22 protein-coding genes are annotated in these 19,679 nt (G+C 64.5%); 8 read left to right on the forward strand and 14 right to left on the reverse strand.

Annotated features, from left to right (window positions below):
* The first annotated feature begins 76 nt into the window (after positions 1 to 76).
* From ACIPUD_RS21590 to ACIPUD_RS21605, 4 genes are read left to right on the forward strand one after another with little or no spacing between them, the layout of a single operon-like run.
* Positions 77 to 826, forward strand: coding sequence for a F0F1 ATP synthase subunit A (locus tag ACIPUD_RS21590; RefSeq protein ID WP_018459993.1), 750 nt, complete (start codon positions 77 to 79; stop codon positions 824 to 826).
* Positions 827 to 879: 53 nt separating this feature from the next.
* On the forward strand, positions 880 to 1,110 hold the full coding sequence (locus ACIPUD_RS21595; protein ID WP_007599451.1) for a F0F1 ATP synthase subunit C: 231 nt from the start codon (positions 880 to 882) through the stop codon (positions 1,108 to 1,110).
* 60 nt (positions 1,111 to 1,170) lie between these two features.
* Positions 1,171 to 1,734: a F0F1 ATP synthase subunit B family protein gene (locus tag ACIPUD_RS21600; protein ID WP_018459994.1), complete on the forward strand. Its 564-nt coding sequence runs from the start codon at positions 1,171 to 1,173 to the stop codon at positions 1,732 to 1,734.
* 5 nt (positions 1,735 to 1,739) lie between these two features.
* Positions 1,740 to 2,225 carry a F0F1 ATP synthase subunit B family protein gene (locus ACIPUD_RS21605; RefSeq protein WP_018459995.1) on the forward strand — a complete coding sequence of 162 codons (486 nt, stop codon included), beginning with the start codon at positions 1,740 to 1,742 and terminating at the stop codon, positions 2,223 to 2,225.
* 200 nt (positions 2,226 to 2,425) lie between these two features.
* Here ACIPUD_RS21605 and ACIPUD_RS21610 read toward each other — a convergent pair whose 3' ends face one another.
* The 5 genes from ACIPUD_RS21610 to ACIPUD_RS21630 all read right to left on the reverse strand — a co-directional run bounded on the left by ACIPUD_RS21610 (position 2,426) and on the right by ACIPUD_RS21630 (position 7,753).
* Positions 2,426 to 3,082, reverse strand: coding sequence for a hypothetical protein (locus ACIPUD_RS21610; RefSeq protein ID WP_018459996.1), 657 nt, complete (start codon positions 3,080 to 3,082; stop codon positions 2,426 to 2,428).
* A 121-nt stretch (positions 3,083 to 3,203) separates the two neighbouring features.
* A complete protein-coding gene (locus ACIPUD_RS21615; protein ID WP_007599447.1) occupies positions 3,204 to 3,791 on the reverse strand; it encodes a GNAT family N-acetyltransferase in 588 nt (195 codons plus the stop codon).
* Between the two features lie 39 nt (positions 3,792 to 3,830).
* A complete protein-coding gene (locus ACIPUD_RS21620; RefSeq protein WP_007599446.1) occupies positions 3,831 to 5,120 on the reverse strand; it encodes a M16 family metallopeptidase in 1,290 nt (429 codons plus the stop codon).
* Positions 5,117 to 6,535, reverse strand: a complete 1,419-nt coding sequence (thrC, locus tag ACIPUD_RS21625; RefSeq protein WP_018459997.1) for a threonine synthase — start codon at positions 6,533 to 6,535, stop codon at positions 5,117 to 5,119. Before thrC ends, ACIPUD_RS21620 begins: the two co-directional genes overlap by 4 nt.
* A gap of 573 nt (positions 6,536 to 7,108) precedes the next feature.
* Positions 7,109 to 7,753, reverse strand: coding sequence for a response regulator transcription factor (locus ACIPUD_RS21630; RefSeq protein WP_204513205.1), 645 nt, complete (start codon positions 7,751 to 7,753; stop codon positions 7,109 to 7,111).
* A gap of 85 nt (positions 7,754 to 7,838) precedes the next feature.
* Here ACIPUD_RS21630 and ACIPUD_RS21635 point away from each other — a divergent pair, with 85 nt between their 5' ends.
* Positions 7,839 to 9,179: a histidine kinase gene (locus tag ACIPUD_RS21635; RefSeq protein ID WP_446481581.1), complete on the forward strand. Its 1,341-nt coding sequence runs from the start codon at positions 7,839 to 7,841 to the stop codon at positions 9,177 to 9,179.
* A 91-nt stretch (positions 9,180 to 9,270) separates the two neighbouring features.
* Here the strand turns inward: ACIPUD_RS21635 and ACIPUD_RS21640 are convergent, their stop codons facing one another.
* The 9 genes from ACIPUD_RS21640 to coxB form a co-directional block, all read right to left on the reverse strand.
* Complete coding sequence (locus ACIPUD_RS21640; RefSeq protein ID WP_026233921.1) at positions 9,271 to 9,636, reverse strand: nuclear transport factor 2 family protein; 366 nt, start codon at positions 9,634 to 9,636, stop codon at positions 9,271 to 9,273.
* Between the two features lie 114 nt (positions 9,637 to 9,750).
* Positions 9,751 to 10,503, reverse strand: coding sequence for an SURF1 family protein (locus ACIPUD_RS21645; RefSeq protein ID WP_085351971.1), 753 nt, complete (start codon positions 10,501 to 10,503; stop codon positions 9,751 to 9,753).
* A complete protein-coding gene (locus ACIPUD_RS21650) occupies positions 10,500 to 10,901 on the reverse strand; it encodes a DUF983 domain-containing protein (protein ID WP_085351972.1) in 402 nt (133 codons plus the stop codon). The genes ACIPUD_RS21645 and ACIPUD_RS21650 overlap by 4 nt, the downstream gene beginning before the upstream one ends.
* 98 nt (positions 10,902 to 10,999) lie before the next feature.
* Complete coding sequence (locus ACIPUD_RS21655) at positions 11,000 to 11,896, reverse strand: cytochrome c oxidase subunit 3 (protein ID WP_085351973.1); 897 nt, start codon at positions 11,894 to 11,896, stop codon at positions 11,000 to 11,002.
* A 78-nt stretch (positions 11,897 to 11,974) separates the two neighbouring features.
* Complete coding sequence (locus tag ACIPUD_RS21660; protein ID WP_085351974.1) at positions 11,975 to 12,625, reverse strand: cytochrome c oxidase assembly protein; 651 nt, start codon at positions 12,623 to 12,625, stop codon at positions 11,975 to 11,977.
* 5 nt (positions 12,626 to 12,630) lie between these two features.
* Complete coding sequence (locus ACIPUD_RS21665) at positions 12,631 to 12,807, reverse strand: hypothetical protein (RefSeq protein ID WP_007599435.1); 177 nt, start codon at positions 12,805 to 12,807, stop codon at positions 12,631 to 12,633.
* On the reverse strand, positions 12,804 to 13,748 hold the full coding sequence (locus ACIPUD_RS21670; protein WP_446481511.1) for a heme o synthase: 945 nt from the start codon (positions 13,746 to 13,748) through the stop codon (positions 12,804 to 12,806). Before ACIPUD_RS21670 ends, ACIPUD_RS21665 begins: the two co-directional genes overlap by 4 nt.
* Before the next feature lie 59 nt (positions 13,749 to 13,807).
* Entirely contained in the window at positions 13,808 to 15,433 is a 1,626-nt protein-coding gene (gene ctaD / locus ACIPUD_RS21675; protein ID WP_007605061.1) for a cytochrome c oxidase subunit I, read from the reverse strand.
* An 87-nt stretch (positions 15,434 to 15,520) separates the two neighbouring features.
* Positions 15,521 to 16,360: a cytochrome c oxidase subunit II gene (gene coxB / locus ACIPUD_RS21680; RefSeq protein WP_018460007.1), complete on the reverse strand. Its 840-nt coding sequence runs from the start codon at positions 16,358 to 16,360 to the stop codon at positions 15,521 to 15,523.
* A 449-nt stretch (positions 16,361 to 16,809) separates the two neighbouring features.
* On the opposite strand from coxB, the gene ACIPUD_RS21685 reads away from it, so the two are divergent.
* The 3 genes from ACIPUD_RS21685 to lepB all read left to right on the forward strand — a co-directional run bounded on the left by ACIPUD_RS21685 (position 16,810) and on the right by lepB (position 19,674).
* Positions 16,810 to 17,355: an invasion associated locus B family protein gene (locus tag ACIPUD_RS21685; protein WP_026233923.1), complete on the forward strand. Its 546-nt coding sequence runs from the start codon at positions 16,810 to 16,812 to the stop codon at positions 17,353 to 17,355.
* A gap of 118 nt (positions 17,356 to 17,473) precedes the next feature.
* The gene (gene tldD, locus ACIPUD_RS21690) at positions 17,474 to 18,901 is read left to right on the forward strand and encodes a metalloprotease TldD (RefSeq protein WP_026233924.1); all 1,428 of its coding nucleotides are present in this window, start codon (positions 17,474 to 17,476) and stop codon (positions 18,899 to 18,901) included.
* Complete coding sequence (gene lepB, locus ACIPUD_RS21695) at positions 18,898 to 19,674, forward strand: signal peptidase I (protein ID WP_018460010.1); 777 nt, start codon at positions 18,898 to 18,900, stop codon at positions 19,672 to 19,674. The genes tldD and lepB overlap by 4 nt, the downstream gene beginning before the upstream one ends.
* Positions 19,675 to 19,679 lie beyond the last annotated feature (5 nt).

The raw sequence follows: 19,679 nt of genomic DNA on the forward strand, positions 1-19,679 counted from the left end.
TGCCGGTACGGGCCGGGCCCGACCGGCAGACCGAGACCCGCCGGCATCGCCCGGCAGACCAAGAGATGCCGCGCTGATGAAAATCGATCCGATCCACCAGTTCAACATCGAGCCTCTCTTCACCCTGGGCCATATCGGCAACCACACGATCGCCTTCACCAACTCGTCGCTCTACATGCTGGTGGCGGTCGCGATCATCTCGATCCTGATGCTCGCCAGCGGCACGCAGCTGGTTCCCGGCCGGCTGCAGTCGGTCGCCGAGATCTCCTACGAGTTCGTCGCCTCCACCATCCGCTCGACCGCCGGCGCGGAAGGCATGAAGTTCTTCCCGCTGATCTTCTCGCTGTTCATGTTCATCTGCGTTTCGAACCTGGTCGGCATTATCCCCTACACCTTCACGATCTCGAGCCATCTGATCGTCACCGCGGCGCTCGCGCTGCTGGTCTTCTTCACGGTCCTGATCTACGGCATTGCCAAGAACGGCCTTAAATTCTTCTCGATCTTCGTGCCCCACGGGGTCCCCGGCTACATCCTGCCGCTGGTGATGTTCATCGAGATCCTGTCGTTCTTCCTGCGGCCGGTTTCCCACAGCGTCCGTCTGTTCGCCAACATGCTGGCCGGCCACATCGCGCTGAAGGTGTTCGCGGGCTTCGTCGCCATGCTCGGCTTCTCGCTCGGCGCCCTTGGCTGGGTCGGCGGCGTGCTGCCGCTGGCGCTCACGGTCGCGCTGTACGCTCTCGAGATTCTGGTCGCGTTCCTGCAAGCCTATGTGTTTGCGATCCTGACCTGCATCTACCTCAACGACGCCATTCATCCGGGACACTGAGCGGTCCGGGGAATTTCCACCCAAAACCCAATCTTTCTTCCAAGGAGTCTAAAATGGATCCGGCAGCAGCAAAACTTATCGGCGCGGGCATCGCATGCATCGGCATGGGCGGCGCGGGCGTCGGCGTCGGCGTGATCTTCGGCAACTACCTCGCCGCGGCCGTTCGCAACCCCTCGGCCGCTCAGGGCCAGTTCGGCAATCTGATCTTCGGCTTCGCCGTGACCGAAGCGCTCGGCATTTTCTCGCTGCTGATCGCGCTGCTGCTGCTGTTCGTTCCGCTCTGAGAACGATTTTTCGCGCCGCTTCAACCGAGGCGACGCGCATGACTGCAACAGGAGTACTCCATGGCTGAAAGTCATGGCGGGGCGAAAAGTCCGGCGGCGGGCGCCCACACCGGGTCCGAAGGCGGTCACGGTGGCGGTTTTCCGCCGTTCGAGAGCGGCACTTATGCTTCACAGCTGGTGTCGCTCGCGATCTTCTTCGTCGCGCTTTACGTGATCGTGTCCAAGCTCGCTCTGCCGCGCGTCGGCGGTGCGATCGAGGCGCGTCAGAACAAGATCGAGGGCGACCTCGCCGAAGCGCAGAAGCTGAAGGACCAGTCCGAAGCGGCGCTGAAGGCCTATGAAAACGAGCTTGCTTCGGCACGCTCGCGCGCGCAGGCCATCGGCAACGAATCCCGCGACAAGGCGAATGCGCAGGCGGACGCCGAGCGCAAGGCCTTGGAAGAGCAACTGGCGGCCAAGCTCGCCGAGGCAGAGAAGACCATCGCCTCGACCCGTGCGACCGCCATGAGCAACGTCCGCGGCATCGCGGCCGATGCGGCAGGCACCATCGTGCAGCAGCTCACGGGCGTGGTTCCGGACGCGGCATTGGTCAATGCCGCCGTTGATGCGTCCTTGAAGGGTTAATCGATATGTTCTTCGATCCTGAAACCTGGGTCGCCATCGCCTTCGTGATCCTGATGGTCGTGTTCGGCTATCTCGGGGTCTTCAAGAAGGCCATGACTGCGCTCGACCATCGCGCCGATCGCATCAAGGCCGAGCTCGACGACGCGACGCGCCTCAAGCAGGAAGCCGCCAAGGTGCTCGCCGACTACAAGGCGCGCACCGCCTCGGCCGAACGCGAGGCCGCCGACATCATCGCCAACGCGAAGAGCGAAGCCGAGCGCATCGCAACCGAGGCCAAGGCCAAGGTGGAAGATTTCGTCGCTCGCCGCACCAAGACCGCGGAGGGCAAGATCGCGCTCGCCGAGGCTCAGGCGGTGGCCGATGTTCGCGCCGCAGCGGCCGAAGCCGCCGTCCAGGCCGCCTCCACGATCCTGTCGAAGTCGGTCAGGGGCCAGGTCGCCGACGATCTGCTCGCCAAGGGCATCACCGAAGTCAGGCAGAAGCTGAACTGAGAGATCTTGCCTTCACCAATCAAAAAGCCGGCGCGATCAGCGCCGGCTTTTTTGTTTGTCGGGCACTGCATCGGCAAATCTGATGTCATCGCCCGCGAAGGCGGGCGATCCAGTATTCCAGAGACAGCCCTGATAGATCGAGAAGCCGCGGCGTACTGGATGCCCCGCCTTCGCGGGGCATGACGACTATCTTGACGTGGTTACTTCTTCTTCGCCCGCGCCTTCGGCTCGGGCGACAGCGCCTGCGGATCGAAGCCGACATAGAAGATGTAGCTATCGGCGTCCTTGGCCGAAGGCATCGGGTAGACCAGATCCTCGGCCACGAAGGTGAACGGCACGCTGCCGCCCTCCGACATTCCGACCGTGGTCCGGTAGGCCTTGGAAGCGATCACCTTCTCGCCGACGCCGCCCTGCACCACGGCGACGCGCAGCGGCACCTCGACGCTCGCAGGCGCGCCGGCGGGTCCGGCAATGACGCGGCCCTGGATGCCGATCCGGGCCGTGATATCGCCGCCATTGCGGGCGCATTCGCGCGCCATCTTGGTGATGGTGGCCTGGAAGCGGATCTCGTTGCCGACGGCCGGCTTCCCGGTGGCACCGACCGCGTAGGTGGAGGCTCCGGCACGCACCGTGACCTGCGGGCAATCAAGATCGTCATCAGCCGCCGGCTGGCCCGGCGCAGGCGCCGGCTTGGGTTGGGCCGGCTCGTCCGACTTGCCGCCGAACAGGCCCTTGAATCGATCGGTCAGCGACTGCGCCGCGACCGGCGAGATGGAGACGAGCGCAACTGACAACGCCAGCGCGACCGCCGCCCCCCGCCGCAACGCATTCCGCGATGACCGAAGCTCCTGCACCATCAACACCCATACTCCTGACGACATCCCGACCGATCACCGGCCGGGTTGCGCCGTTATATCGTCAAAACCGGCGAACCCAAGGCAGCAAACAAGGAGACTTTGGCCGCATCAATCAACGGGCTCAGCCGCGGAAATCCTCGTGCAGCAGGCCGAACAGCAAATGGTCCTGCCAGACCCCGTTGATGCAGAGATACCGGCGCGCCAGCCCCTCGCGGGAGAAACCGCACTTCTCCAGCACCCGGATCGAGGGCGCATTGGTCGGGATGCAAGCGGCCTCGACCCGGTGCAGATTGAGCTCCCCGAACAGCGTCGGCAGCAGCACCCGCAGCGCGGCCGTCATGTAGCCGCGCTGGGCGTGGGGCTTGCCGACCCAATAGCCGATGGTGCCGGCCTGGACGATGCCGCGGCGGACATTGGCGAGCGTGATGCCGCCGACCATGGCGCCGTCGAGCTCCCGGAAGATCAGAAAGGGATAGGACCGGTCCGCGGCGATGTCCTCGGAATAGCGGCGCAGGCGGCGGCGGAAACCGGAGCGGGTGAGATCATCCGACGGCCAGATCGGCTCCCAGGGGGTCAGGTAATCGCGGCTGGACTCGCGCAGATGGGCCCATTGCAGGAAGTCCGACATCTGAGGCGCGCGTAGCAACAGGCCGTTGCCGCGCGGCGCGAGAGCGGCGGGTCCACTGGATGGCAGGCGAAAGAGGGCCATGGTGATGCTTCCCGGGGCGGATCAACCCGTGCGCGGCTCCTAATGCAGCCGCGCCTTGGCGCGTGCCCGGGTCAATCCTTCCGCAAAAGACACCGCCGTGTCCAGACCCCTGCCACTGCCCAATGCGACAACCGCAGGGCGGCTGCGCGAAAGCAGCGCACGCGCCGCATCCCGGGTCGATTCGACGCTGACGGCGTCGATCCGGGCCACCAGCTCCTCGGCGGTCTGGGGCCGGCCATAGGCCAGCACATGCCGAGCAAGCTGCTCGGCGCGGGACGAGCAGCTCTCCAGCGCCATCAGCAGCCCCGCCTTCATTTGCGCCTTGGCCCGCGCGATCTCGACCTCGGTCAGGGTCTCGACCGAATCATTCATGATGTCGACCACGACCTCCATCATCTCGGGCGCATCGGCCGGATCGGTGCCGGTGTAGAGGCCGAAGAAGCCGGTGTCGGTATAGGGGGCATGGAACGAGTAGATTGAGTAACAGAGGCCGCGCTTCTCGCGCACCTCCTGGAACAGCCGCGACGACATCCCGCCGCCGAGGATGTTGGTAAAGACCTGGAGCGAGAACAGCGACAGATCGGTCTGCGGCACGCCCTCCAGGGCCAAGGTCAGATGCGCCTGCTCGAGCTCGCGATGCACCACCTTGGTGCCGCCCTTGCCGAATTGTGCGGGTTGCGGCTTGGGACCCGCTGTCCCCTCAAAACTGGCAAAGCGCTGCTCGACCTCGGCGACCACCTGCTTGTGATCGACCGCGCCGGCGGCCGCCACCACCATGTCGGGGCCGCGGTAGTGCGTCGACAGATAGTCGCGCAGCGAGTCGCGGCTGAAGGCACGCAAGGTCTTCGCAGTGCCGAGCAGCGAGCGGCCCATCGGCTGGTCGGGATAGCAGAGCTCGTTGAGATGCTCGAACACGACGTCGTCAGGCGTGTCCTGCGCCGCGCCGATCTCCTGCACGATGACGTTCTTCTCGCGCTCGAGTTCGTCGGGCTCGAAGGCGGGATTGGCCAGGATGTCGGCGAGCACGTCGAGTGCGAGCGGCACGTCGGCCTTCAGCACCCGCGCATAATAGGACGTGGTCTCGGTCGAGGTGCCGGCATTGAGGTCGCCGCCGACCGCCTCGATCTCCTCGACGATCTCGCGCGAGGAGCGCTTCGTCGTGCCCTTGAATGCCATATGTTCCAGAAGATGCGAGATGCCGTGCTCGTTGGGCTTCTCGTCGCGCCCGCCGACGCCGGCCCAGACGCCGAGCGCCGCGGTCTCGAGATGAGGCATCTTGTCGGTGACGACAGTGAGGCCGGACGCAAGCTTGGAAATCTCGACGCTCATCCGGCAACTCCCTGTTTCGCGGCGCGGCTGACCGACAGCACGAACCGCTCGACCTCGGTCTGGTCGTTCTTCATCACCTTCATGTGTTCGGATTTGGTCATCAGACCATCGAGCCAGGCCGGCAGTTGCGGCCGCTGGCCGCAGGCCGCTTCGACCGCATCGGGGAATTTGGCCGGATGGGCGGTGGACAGCACGATGCTGGGAACCGTCCTGTCCGTGGTGTCGCGGTCGGCGACCGCAAGCGCGACCGCGGTGTGGGGATCGACCAGCTCGCCGGCCTCGCGCCAGGCGGCGCGGATCGCGGCCGCGGTCTCGGTCTCGTCGGCCCGGCCTGCGTCAAATCCCTCGCGGATCGCGGCCAGCGTCGCATCGGGCAGCACGAAGCGGCCCGATTGCTTCAGTGAATCCATCAGACGGCGCACGCCGGCAGCATCGCGCCCGCCAGCCTCGAACAGCAGCCGCTCGAAATTCGAGGAGATCTGAATGTCCATCGACGGCGAAGCCGTCGCGTGGACCTCGCGCACCTCGTAGATCCCGGTCTTCAGCGTGCGCGCCAGGATGTCGTTGACGTTGGCGGCGATGCCCAGGGTCCGCACCGGAAGACCCATGCGCTTGGCGACATAGCCGGCGAAGATGTCGCCGAAATTGCCGGTCGGCACGACGAAGTCCACCGCGCGCGCGGGTGCACCGGCGGCAACGGCGGAGGTGAAATAGTAGACCACTTGGGCGACGATGCGCGCCCAATTGATGGAATTCACGCCGGACAGCGACGTCGCATCGCGGAAGCGATGGTTGTTGAACATCGCCTTCACGAGGGCCTGGCAATCGTCGAAATTGCCCTCGACGGCGAGCGCATGGACGTTGGCCGCGCCCGTCGTCGTCATCATTCGCCGCTGCACCTCGGAGATGCGGCCATGCGGGAACAGCACGATGAGATCGACATTTTCGAGTCCTGCGAACGCGTCGACCGCAGCACCGCCGGTGTCGCCCGAGGTCGCGACCACGATGGTGGTGCGCTGGCCGCGCTGGGCGAGCACGTGGTCCATCAGCCGCGAGATCAGCTGCATCGCCACGTCCTTAAAGGCGAGCGTCGGGCCGTGGAACAGCTCCAGCACGAACTGGTGCGGCGCCATCTGGCGCAGCGGCACCACCGCCGGATGGCGGAAGGTGGCGTAGGCCTCGTTCGCCATACGGCCGAGCTCGGCGTCCGAGATCTCGCCGGCGACGAAAGGGCGGATCACCTCGACCGCGACCTCCCAATAGGGACGCCCGAAAAAGCCGGCGATGGCGTCAGGCGAGAGTTGCGGCCAGGTGGCCGGCACATACAGGCCGCCGTCGCGAGCGAGCCCGGTCAGCATCACGTCGCAAAAGCCGAGTTCGGGGGCCTCGCCCCGGGTCGAGATATAACGAGTCAAACTGCCCTCCAAAGGCCGGCCGAGCCTGGACTCGGTCCGCAAGCCTTTGATTTTACGAAATTACTTGTTAACAGCCAGAGGCTTTGGGCCACCATAAAGTGTTTTGCGGCATCAGGAAACCGCTTCGCGCCTGGGGCCGTCCCAGGAAAAAGGCTGCCAACGAAAAGCGCTGCCAACGAAAAGGGCTGCGGCAATGCCGCAGCCCTCTCTTGGAAGGTCTGTCGTTGTGTGCAGACCGGTTTGGCGTCTTGGGGTCACCGACCCGCAAAAACTGTTCGCGCAAGCTTTCGTCGGCTGTCACGATATCGTCAAGGGACAAAACGGAATGTGTGAGAAAATGTTCCTGTTTTTCCCGACACGTTTTGGCGCGGGCAAACGTTCGCCAGCAGCTTCGCGTCACGCATTACCATTATATCCCGAACGACAGCACAGTTCGGGAACGAACGACGGCTGCGCTCATTGTGTCGGCGGATGGTGTCGGCGCTATCCATGCATTGCCCGGCTGAGCGCCGAGACCGGTCCGCCCGCCGAACCGGCAGCATCCTGGTGCAGCCGGTTCGGTGCCCCGAGGCGTCAGTTCATCCCGATTTCCACCGCGATCCGGATCAGGTCGGAATGGTTCTTGGCACCGAGCTTCTGCTTGAGCAGAGAGGTGGTGTTGGCGACGGTCTTGTAGGAGATGCCGAGCGCCTCGGCGACCTCGACGATCTTGTCGCCTCGCCCCAACAGGCGAAGAATCTCGAGCTCCCGCGGCGTCATCTGCGAGGCAGGATTGGCCTTGATCGCCGCGCCGGAAAACGTCACGGCTTCCGCGAGCTGCGGTGAGATGAAATTGTCGCCCGCAACCACCTTGCGCACCGCCTTGAGCAGGATCCGGGGATCGTCGCCCTTGGAGACGTAGCCCTGGGCCCCGAGCTCGACCGCCCGCACCACGAAGGCTGGATCATCGTTCATGCTGAACATGATGATCTTGGCGTCGGGATCGTCCTTGCGAATGCGCCGCATCAGTTCAAAGCCGGAGACGTCGGGCAGGCTGATGTCGATCACAGTGACGTCGGGCCGCCTGCTGACATAGGCGCGATGCCCGGATTTGGCGTCGGTCGCCTCGTCGATCCGGATCGAATGGTCGGAGGCGAACAGGGTGCGGCAACCGGACAACACCACGGGATGGTCGTCGACAATCAGGACGCGGGTCGCCGGCTTGGCAGTATCTTGCATTGTAACTCTCTAGTTTTTCGATTCATAAACCGACGGGAACAAATGGAAAGAGCAAAATCCCCTGATGCGCGTTAGAATTGACCTAATGTGGCAACGGCTGTCCTTCAGTACACAATTGTTTCTGCCGCTCGGCCTGCTGTTCATGGCGGCGCTGATCATGGGCGGCGTCCTGCTGCACGTCTTCACGACCGGTCAGCTCGCCGAGGAGAACCAGCCGGCCCAACGATCGACCAAAGCCGTGGCCGAGGCCCTCAACAACGCTCTGCGTTCATCCGACCATCCGCGAAGGACCCTGGATGACTTCGTCCGGATGCTGGACGAGTCCTCAGATATTCAATTCCTTCCTGCAGGAGCGGTTGCTCCTCCCTTTGCGTCGAGGGGCCTGCAAGGTTCGCATGGCCCACCAAAATGGTTCGTCAGTCTCCTTTCCATTCCGGACTTGCACATCGCATTTCCGGTATCCCTCAACGGCGAGCATTTCGGCGACATCGTGTTTGTGCCGGACCTGTCCGCAGCGCTGTTCGAGACCTGGGTGGGCTTCCTCGCCTTGGCCGGCTTCGTCGTCGCGCTGACCGGGCTGACAGGGGTCGTCGCCTATGTGTTTGCGGGATCAGCCCTGCGACCACTGCAGGATCTTGGCGCAGGCCTCACGCGGCTACGACGCGGCGACTACGCAACACCGATCTCGGTCGGGGGACCGCCGGAAATCCGGCAAAGCTGCGAGGAGGCCAATGCGCTGGCCGAAACGCTGGCGCAGTTGAGCCAGGACAATCGCGACCTGCTGCACCGCCTGGTCTCGCTCCAGGACGACGAGCGGCGCGATCTCGCGCGCGAACTGCACGACGAACTCGGTCCGCTGCTGTTCGGCATCCGCGTCGGCACGATCGCATTGGTCGATGCCTCGCCCCCGGCGGGAAATCTCAGCAGTTCGGCGCAGGAGGTGTTGCAATCGGTCGAGGCGCTCCAGCAGACCAACCGCCGCATCCTCGACCGGTTGCGACCGCTCTACATCGAGGAATTGGGTCTGGAGACCAGTGTGCAGACGCTGCTCCGAAATTTTCGCAAGCAGGCGCCGTCTATCGACCTGACGGACACGGTCGATCCGAATCTCAACGCGATCGACGGGCCGCTGGCTCAAACCGTCTATCGCGTGATTCAGGAGGCGCTGACCAACGTGCTGCGTCATGCCGGCGCCAGCCATGCCCATGTGCAGGCGACCTTCGCCGGCGAGACGGTCGTCATCGAGATTTCCGACGACGGCGGCGGCTTTCCCGAAGGGAATCTGTTCGGCCGCGGCCTGACCGGCATGCATGAGCGCGTGCGCGCACTCAGCGGATCGCTGTCACTGCTGCGCGTGGACGACAGAACCTATGTGCGCTGCCGCCTTCCCGCCGAACCGGCACGCGAGGCACCGGTCAGCGATTGAAGCGCTTTCGAGCGAAGTGGATACCGGTTCGCGTGAAGAAAACGCCAAAACAGAATCTGGTGTTCGGCTCTGATTAATCAGAACGGAAACTCTAGCACGCACAGCCAAGCTGCGCGTTCTGTCGCGCCGGCTCGCACAGCGTGGTGCGGATCTTGCCGTCGGGGCTGAAACAAAACGAGGCGCGAATGCGCAGCGCGCCGGCGACGGAATATTCGAGATCGACGCCGTGGGGTGCAGGATGGATTTCCTCCAACCCGAAACCGGCCGACGAGAAAGCGCTGAGCCGCGGCTGCCAATAGGCTTCGAGCTCGCTCCGGCCGCGATAGCGCTGCGTGCCGTTGCACGTGCATTCGACCTGGGCGTCATCCGCATAGAGGTCGAGGAGCGTCGCGAGGTCGCCCTTCCTGCAGGCATCCACCCAATCGACGACAATTCCCATCTGGTCGAAATCACTCACGCTGCAATCCTGTCTGCCGCGGAAAATTACTGGCGGCTTAGGACCACACTCGTGAATGTGCGCTGAATGGTAAACCCCGGGCGATACCGGGTTCCCTAAGTGGATCTACGGAGCTCAGCCCCGCCGCCGCCCTCTTGCCCACACGGCGAAGGCGATGAGCACGGCGCCTGCAAGGGTGAACCAGGTGATGGCGTATTGCAGGTGATCGTCCTTGAGATGGACGTCGAGCGGCCCCGGCCGCGGAATGCCGTTCTCGGGCGCCGGCTGCTCGAGGTCGACATAAAACGGCGCAACCGCGCCCCAGCCCAGCGCGCTCGCGATCGCCACGTGATCGCGCACGAACCACAGCCGCTTGCCGCGGTTCTCCACCGGGGTCAGCCAGCCCGGTGCCTCGGGGAAGCGCAGATAGCCGGTGAACGAGACCGCCTGCCCGGTGACGAGCTTCCTGACCGCGCGATCCTCGACGCTGCGATCCTGCATGGTGTTTTCGACGAAGCCCGCATCGATCACCACCGTCTCGCCGCTCGGCAGCCGCGCCGGCAGGAAGGCCCAGGTGCCGGGGCCCGACGCGTCCTTACGCACGGCGGATCCGGAGGAATAGACCATCGCATCGGGCAACGGCGCGTAGGTCGCGGTAAAGCTGACACGGCGGAATTCATCGCGCGCGGGACTTAGCGCGGCCCATCGTGCCGGCGGCGGCAGAGCGACCGGTGCCTCCGCGAGGCGCTCGGTCAGTGCGGCGATCAGCTCGTGCTTGGCGATGCGGCGCTGCAATTGCCAGACGCCGAGCGTGACGCAGACCGCGGTCAGGAAAAGCGTGAACAGCGCGAAGCCGGCCACGCGGGGCTTGCGCGCGGTCTCGTTCATTTCGCGCGATCGACCAGCCGGCCCGGCGCCGCCTTATGGTGGAATTGCAGTGCGATCAGCAGCGACTTCATCGCGCGCAACGGCAGCAGGGTAGTCGCAAGGATCAGCGGCAGCCACAGCACCGCGTGCAGCCAGTACGGCGGCTGGTACTTGACCTCGACGACGAGCGCGCAGCCGACCACGATCGCGCCGGCCAGCATGATGATGAAGATCGCCGGACCGTCACCGGAATCGATGAAGGCGTAGTCGAGGCCGCAACGCTCGCAACAAGGCGCAAGCGTCAGGAAGCCTGCATAGAGCTTGCCCTGGCCACAGCGCGGGCATTTGCAGGCAAGTCCGCGCAGCGCGCTTTGCAGGACGGTGGCTTGCGGCTCGGACGTATTGGCGGCTTCGTTCATGGCAAAAGGGTCTATCACAGTTTCTGCCGAAACCCCTGCGCGCAAAAAAGCAAAAGGGCGGCCCGGGGCCGCCCTTTCTCGATCGGAAGTCAGCCCGCTCAGTGCGCGCCGTGGGCCATGGTCTCGGCGCCGTGTCCCCAGACATAGATGCACAGGAACAGGAACAGCCAGACCACGTCGACGAAGTGCCAGTACCAGGCGGCGAACTCGAAACCGAGATGCTGGGTCGGCGTGAAGTGGCCAGCATAGGCGCGGAACAGGCACACCAGCAGGAAGATGGTGCCGACCAGCACATGGAAACCGTGGAAGCCGGTCGCCATGAAGAAGGTCGCGCCGTAGACGTTGCCGCCGAAGGAGAATGCCGCGTGGCTGTACTCATAGGCCTGCACGCAGGTGAAAAGCGCGCCGAGCACGACGGTGAGGATCAGGCCATATTTCAGGCCCTGGCGATCGTTCTCGAGCAGCGCATGGTGGGCCCAGGTCACCGTGGTGCCGGAGGTGAGCAGGATCAGCGTGTTCAGGAGCGGCAGATGCCAGGGATCGAAGGTCTCGATGCCGTGCGGCGGCCAGGTGCCCGGCACGGTGCAGGCTCCGGCCGCGGTCCCGAGACCACAGCCGAACACCGCATCGCGGGTGGCGTGGACGGCGTCGGCCGGGAATAGCGCCGCGTTGAAATAGGCCCAGAACCAGGCGACGAAGAACATCACCTCCGAGGCGATGAACAGGATCATGCCGTAGCGGTGATGCAGCTGCACGACGCGGGTGTGGTCGCCCTTGTACTGGGCTTCCCTGATCACGTCGCCCCACCAGCTCGCCATGGTGTAGAGCACACCGACGGTGCCGACACCGAAGATGATCGGCGCAGCCGAGAACATGTGGTGCATCCAGGTGATCGCGCCGACCGCCATGATGAAGGCCGAGATGGAGCCGACGACGGGCCATGGCGAGGGATCGACCAGATGGTAGTCGTGATGCTTGGTTTGCGCCGTTGCCATTTGCGGTCTCGCTCCTCAATCCCGTGCCTGTCAGGCACTTATCCCCTTATTTCCAACCCCGGCGCGTGAGCCCGGCGATCAGAGATTTCCCTTGCGTTTGTCGTCTTCGCTGGCCGCGAGCGGCTTCACCACCGGATCCTTCACCGGATAGAACGTGTAGGACAGCGTGATCGTATTGAGACCGTCGTTCTCGTGGTCGTCGGCAATCGACGGATCGACGTAGAACACGACCGGCATCTCGCGCTTCTCGCCGGGCGCCATGGTCTGCTCGGTGAAGCAGAAGCAGTTGATCTTCTGGAAATAGGATCCGACCGTCAGCGGCGCGACATTGTAGGCGGCCTGGCCTGCGGTGGTCCGCGCGGCCTGGTTGGTCACAGTGTAGAAGACGGTCACGACCTGGCCGATATTGACCTCGATCTCGCTCTGCTCCGGTTCGAACTTCCAGGGCAGGCCGGGCGCAACGTTGGAATCGAAACGCACCGCGATCTTCCGTGCGATCGGGCCGCTGGCCGGCGCCGAGGTCGCGACCTGGGTCGTGCCGTTGAAGCCGGTGGCGCGGCAGAACCAGTTGTAGAACGGCACCGCCGCGTAGGAGGCGCCGACCATCAGCGCGACCACGCCTCCGCAGATCGAGGCGACCACCACGTCGCGGCCAAGCCCCTTGGCAGGCCTGCGTCCCTTGGTGGCCATCGGGCCCTGATCCCGCGATATGGTCGGCTTCTGATCCATGTTTCCTACATCGGCCGGACGAGCACGGCCGGCCCCTTGACCATGGTCACGGCGAAGAACAGCACCACGAGTACGCCGAGCGCGAGCGCGATCGCGATCGAGCGCTGACGGCGGCTCTTCTTCTGCGCCTCGGTGAGGACGATTCCATCTATCTCGGGTTTGTCGGCCATTCCTGCGATCATGCGCCCCCTACCATCGGCGCAAGCGCCCGGAACACGACCTCGGTCAGCAAGGTCGCAAACAGCGCGAACAGATAAAGGATGGAGAACGCGAACAGCTTGCGGGTCGCCCGCAGCGATTGGCTGCGCTCACGACGCACATAAACGTTGATGGCGAACGCCAGCATGCCGGCGCCGAGGATCAGCGAGACGATGCCGTAGATGGCGTCGAAATAGCCGAGCGCCCAGGGCGCAGCCGCGACCGCGATCAGCACGATGGTATAGAGCAGGATCTGAAGCCGCGTCGCGTCGGGACCGGCGACGTTGGGCAGCATCGGAATGCCGGCGCGCGCGTAGTCGTCGGAGCGGAACAGCGCCAGCGCCCAGAAGTGCGGCGGGGTCCAGAAGAAGATGATGGCGAACAGCAGCAGCGGCTCGACATCGACCGTGCCTGTGACCGCGGCCCAGGCCACCACGGGCGGCAGCGCGCCGGCGGCACCGCCGATCACGATGTTCTGCGCGGTCCAGCGCTTCAGGCCAATCGTGTAGATCACGACGTAGAAGAAGATGGTGAAGGCGAGCAGCGCGCCCGCGATCCAGTTGACCAGGATGCCGAGCGTCATCACCGAGAAGAAGGCGAGCGTCATGCCGAAGGTCATCGCCTCGGGACGGGTGATGCGGCCGCGCGGAATCGGCCGGTTCGCCGTGCGCGACATCTTGGCATCGATGTCGCCTTCGAGCGCCATGTTGAGCGCGCCGGACGCGCCGGCGCCGACCGCGATGCAGAGCAGCGAGGTGATGGCCAGCACCGGGTGGAAATGCCCGGGCGCCATCGCCATTCCGACCAGCGCGGTGAAGATCACCAGCGACATCACCCGCGGCTTCAGGAGCGCGATGTAATCGCCAACCTCCGCTTCGGAGATGCGGGGATTGATGTCGATTGCGTTGTGGTCGAGGACGGACACTAGACTGACTCGCTTGTTGTCGAGCTGCGGCGCCCGTCACGGGCGCCGCGAGCATTGGCTTACTGCACGCGGGGCAGCACTTCGAACTGGTGGAAGGGCGGCGGCGAGGGCAGCGTCCATTCCAGCGTGGTCGCACCTGCACCCCACGGATTGTCGCCAGCCGGCACCTTCTTCGCAAAGGCGTCGATCACGCAGTAGAGGAAGATTAGCACGCCGAAGCCGGAGATGTAGGAGCCGACCGACGAGACCAGGTTCCAGCCCGCGAACGCGTCGGGATAATCGACATAGCGGCGAGGCATGCCCGACAGACCGAGGAAGTGCTGCGGGAAGAACACCAGGTTCACGCCGATGAAGGTGACCCAGAAGTGCGCCTTGGCGAGCCCTTCATTGTACATGTAGCCCGACATCTTCGGGAACCAGTAGTACCAGCCGGCGAAGATTCCGAACACCGCACCGAGCGACAGCACGTAGTGGAAGTGCGCGACCACGTAGTAGGTCTCCTGGAGCACGCGGTCGACGCCGGCATTCGCCAGCACCACGCCGGTGACGCCGCCGACGGTGAACAGGAAGATGAATCCCACCGCCCAAATCATCGGCGCGCGGAACTCGATCGAGCCGCCCCACATCGTGGCGATCCACGAGAAGATCTTCACGCCGGTCGGGACCGCGATGACCATCGTGGCGGCGACGAAATAGGCCTGCGTCGCCGAGGACATGCCGACCGTGTACATGTGGTGCGCCCACACCACGAAGCCGATGCCGCCGATCGCGACCATGGCGTAGGCCATGCCGAGATAGCCGAACACGGGCTTGCGCGAGAAGGTCGAGACGATCTGGCTGACCATGCCGAAGGCGGGCAGGATCAGGATGTACACTTCGGGGTGACCGAAGAACCAGAACAGATGCTGGAACAGCACGGGATCGCCGCCGCCTTCCGGATTGAAGAACGTCGTGCCGAAATTGCGGTCAGTGAGCAGCATCGTGATCGCACCGGCGAGCACCGGCAGCGACAACAGCAGCAGGAACACCGTCACCAGGATCGACCACACAAACAGCGGCATCTTGTGCAGGGTCATGCCCGGCGCGCGCATGTTGAAGATCGTGGTGATGAAATTGATGGCGCCCAGGATCGAGGAAGCGCCCGCCAGATGCAGCGACAGGATCGCGAAGTCCACCGCCGGGCCCGGATGGCCCGAGCTCGACAGCGGCGCGTACATGGTCCAGCCGGCGCCGACGCCGTTGGCGCCCGGCTCGCCCTCGACGAAGGTCGACATCAGCAACAGCGCGAACGAGGCCGGCAGCAGCCAGAACGAGATGTTGTTCATGCGCGGGAACGCCATGTCGGGCGCGCCGATCATGAGCGGCACGAACCAGTTGCCGAAGCCGCCAATCATCGCGGGCATGACCATGAAGAAGATCATGATCAGGCCGTGGGAGGTCACGAACACATTGTAGGTGTGCGTTTCGTGGAAGATCTGCACGCCCGGATACATCAGCTCGGCACGGATCGCGATCGACATCGCGGCGCCGATAACGCCGGCGATGACCGCGAAGATCAGGTACATCGTGCCGATGTCCTTGTGGTTGGTCGAATAGACGTAGCGCCGCCATCCGGTCGGATGGGCGTGCTCGTCATGTCCGTGGTCTTGCGCGTGATCGCCGTGTGCCGCTGCGCTCGTTGCCATTTTCTAATCCTGCCTTGCGTCCCGATCGGACCTCTGGAGGTCCCGCCTTATGTCGCTTTCAGTTTCCTCGAACCCTGCGCCCGGCGCTCACTGCGTCGGGCCGGCCGTGGAGGCGTAGGTGCTGGTGCCGCCGCTCGCATATTTCTTCTTCGCGGTCTCGACCCAGGAGGCGAACTCCTGGTCGCTCACCACACGGATCGCGATCGGCATGAAGGCGTGGTCCTTGCCGCACAATTCCGAGCACTGGCCGTAGAACATGCCGGTCTTGGTGGCCTTGAACCAGGTTTCGTTGAGCCGGCCCGGAATGGCGTCGATCTTGACGCCGAAGGCCGGCAGCGCAAAGGCATGAATCACGTCGGCCCCGGTCACCTGAACCCGAACCACCTTGTTGACGGGCACCACCATCTCATTGTCGACGCCGAGCAGACGGGGCTGCTTGTCCTGGGCCATCAGCGAGTCGAACTCGAACTTGCCGTTATCAGGATAGGCGTAGGACCAGTACCACTGCTTGCCGGTCGCCTTGATGGTCAGATCCGCCTTCGGCACGTCGAGCTCGAGGAACAGGAGGCGGAACGACGGCACCGAAATGCCGACCAGGATCAACACCGGCACGAGCGTCCACGCCACCTCGATCAGCGTGTTGTGCGTGGTCCGCGACGGCACCGGATTGGCTCTCGCGTTGAACTTCACGACAACGATCACGAGCAGCGCCAGAACGAACAGCGTGATCAGCGTGATCAGCACGAACAGGAAATTGTGGAACCAGACGATGTTGTCCATCACCGGGGACCCGGACTGCTGAAGCGTCCACTCCCACGCAGCCGGCTGCCCCAGCTCGGCAAATGCCGCACCGCCCGTCGCCAGCGTCAGACCCGCCACGGCCAATCCCAGCAAGTGCCGGCCCACCGGGCCCATCGACATCTTCATGCCGTTCGCGCTCCCCTAACGAAATCACCCCAAGTGCATTCCCCTATTTTCGGGAAACGCTTTATTCGATCCCCCCGTCTGACAAACCGCCGCGCAAGAATACCTCTAAGAGGAATTGGGGCCAGATCGCTAGAACGCCGAAATCAAGCCTCTCAAACCATAATTCTTGATCTATCGCAATGCAGTCTTGAGCCTCGTCTGTCAGCCATCACCCGCAAGATATTTCCTAGTAACATCAGACAAAAATACCATTTCCCGGGATGCTGCCGCTTGACAGCGGAATTGCCCGCGGTAGGCACTTGGCGCACAGCCGCACAGGAACCTGATTCGTGCGGGCGATTGCGGCCGGGGCGGCGTGGAATTTGCTTGCGAATCGCCTTCAAGACGCCGTCATTCCCGTATCAGTCCGCCTGACGCGAGCGACCCAGGCGAGCAGAGGGACCGACCCGATGGGGTTTTCGAGATCCATGGCAAGGCGGGCTAAAAGCCAGGCTGGCAGCCTCACGATGCTGGCCGCTCTGCTGGCGGCGGTCGTCGTCCTGGCGCTTCCGGGCCTCGCCCATGCGCAGGGCGCGGTGCGCTCCGTCCATGGCGACTGGCAGATCCGCTGCGACACCCCGCCGGGCGCCCAGTCCGAGCAATGCGCCCTGATCCAGAGCGTGGTGGCCGAAGACCGCTCCAACGCCGGCCTGACCGTGATCGTTCTCAAGACCGCCGACCAGAAGAGCCGCCTGATGCGGGTGGTCGCCCCCCTCGGCGTTCTCCTGCCCTCCGGCCTCGGCCTCAAGCTCGACAACCAGGACGTAGGCCGTGCCGGCTTTGTCCGCTGCCTGCCCAATGGCTGCGTCGCCGAGGTCGTCATGGACGACAAGCTGCTCGGCCAGCTCCGCACTGCCAAGACCGCGACCTTCATCATCTTCGAGACCCCGGAAGAAGGCATCGGCTTCCCGCTCAGCCTCAACGGGCTCGGCGAGGGCTATGACAAGCTGCCGTAGTGCGAAGGGCGGTTAGGCCCGCGAATCCTATTGTTTCCGTAATGTGAGACTTGGCGCCCTCGCGGAACTGCCGGGAAACCATTATCTTGCCTCACATCCCCCGATAATGGACGGACGCATGACCAACCCTGCCACAACCTCCCTGCTCGACCGCGCCAATCTCGACCGCGACCAGGTTCGCAACGAGCTCGCGCGCGGGCTTGCCGGTGCCGACGACGGCGAATTGTTCCTGGAATACAGCCAGACCGAAGCGCTGATGTTCGACAATGGCCGGCTGAAGCAGGCGACCTACGATACCTCGCAGGGTTTTGGCCTGCGCGCCGTCAAGGACGACGCCGTCGGCTACGCGCATTCCTCCGACGTGTCGCTGCCGGCGCTGATTCGCGCTGCGGACGCGGTGGCGGCCGTGCGCGGCGGTTATTCCGGCAGCTTCGCCGCGCCTCCTGCGCATACCAACGTGCGGCTTTATAGTGACGACAATCCGCTCGATGCCCCCGGCTTCGAGACCAAGGTCAAACTGCTCGCCGAGATCGACGCTTATCTGCGCGACAAGGATCCGCGGGTGCGGCAGGTCAGCGTCAGCCTGGGCGCGACCTGGCAGGTGGTCGAGATCCTGCGGCCCGACGGCGAGAGCTATCGCGACATCCGCCCGCTCGTGCGCGTCAACGTCTCCGTCGTCGCCGGTCAGGGCGACCGCCAGGAGAGCGGCAGCAAGGGCTATGGCGGCCGCGCCGGCTACGCCGAATTCATCGAAAGCAAGAACTGGCGCGACGCCGCCGACGGCGCGTTGCGTGAGGCTCTGGTCAACCTGGAATCGATTCCCGCCCCCGCCGGCGAGATGGACGTCGTGCTCGGGGCCGGCTGGCCCGGCGTGATGCTGCATGAGGCGGTTGGCCATGGCCTCGAAGGTGACTTCAACCGCAAGAAGACGTCCGCGTTTGCCGGCCTGATGGGCCAGCAGGTCGCGGCCAAGGGCGTGACCGTGGTCGACGACGGCACGATTGCCTCGCGCCGCGGCTCGCTGTCGATCGACGATGAGGGAACGCCGACCAACCGCACCGTGCTGATCGAGGACGGCGTCCTGGTCGGCTACATGCAGGACCGTCAGAACGCCCGCCTGATGAACATGAAGCCGACCGGCAACGGCCGCCGCCAGGGCTATGCCCACGTGCCGATGCCGCGCATGACCAACACCTACATGCTGGCGGGCGACCGCGATCCGGCCGAGATCCTCGCGTCGGTGAAGAACGGCGTCTTCGCCGCGAATTTCGGCGGCGGCCAGGTGGATATCACCTCGGGCAAATACGTGTTTCAGTGCACCGAGGCTTACAAGATCGAGAACGGCAAGATCGGTGCGCCCCTGAAGGGCGCCATGCTGATCGGCAACGGGCCGACCGACCTGCATCGCATCCGCATGATCGGCAACGACCTCGCGCTCGATACCGGCATCGGCACCTGCGGCAAGAACGGTCAGGGCGTGCCGGTCGGCGTCGGCCAGCCGTCGCTGTTGATGGAACGCATTACGGTGGGTGGAACAGGCGGATGAGCGTCGAGAAGATAACTGTCACCACCAAGCGGAAGAGCAGCGGCTGGGGCGGCCAGCTGGTGCAGCTCGCCGGCATCGTCGCGGCGGTGTTCATCGCCAAGGGTGCGCTGGCCGAGCCGTTCTACGTGCCGTCGGGCTCGATGGAGCCGACGCTGTTGATCGGCGACGCCTTGATCGCCTCGAAATTCCCCTACGGCTACGGCACCTCGTCGCTGCCGATCCAGATCAACCTGCCCGAGAGCGGCCGCGTCTTCGCGGAAACGCCGAAGCAGGGCGACGTCGTGGTCTTCCGCTGGCCCGGCGACCGCTCGCAGGCCTGGGTCAAGCGCGTCGTGGGCCTGCCCGGCGACCGCATCCAGCTGCGCCAGGGCCAGCTCTTCGTCAACGATCGCCCCGCCGAGTTGAAGCCGGACGGCGTTGGTGCCGCCGAGGACGACAATGGCGGCAGCGAACCCGCCTATCGCTATGTCGAGACGCTGCCGAACGGCGTCTCGCATCTGATCTTCAAGATGCGTGACAACGGTCCGCTCGACAACACGCAGGAAGTGACGGTGCCGGCAGGCCATCTCTTCGTGCTCGGCGACAACCGCGACAATTCCGCCGACAGCCGCGTGCCCTTGCGCTCCGGCGGCGTCGGCATGTTGCCGATCGACAATCTGGTCGGCCGCGCAGACGCCGTGCTCGGATCCTGGGATCTCGGTATCCGGGGCCAGCCGGTGTGGACCTGGCTGTCCGGATTTCGCATGGCGCGGTTTTTCACCGCCGTGCATTGAACCGA

Source organism: Bradyrhizobium sp. CAR08 (assembly GCF_052871955.1).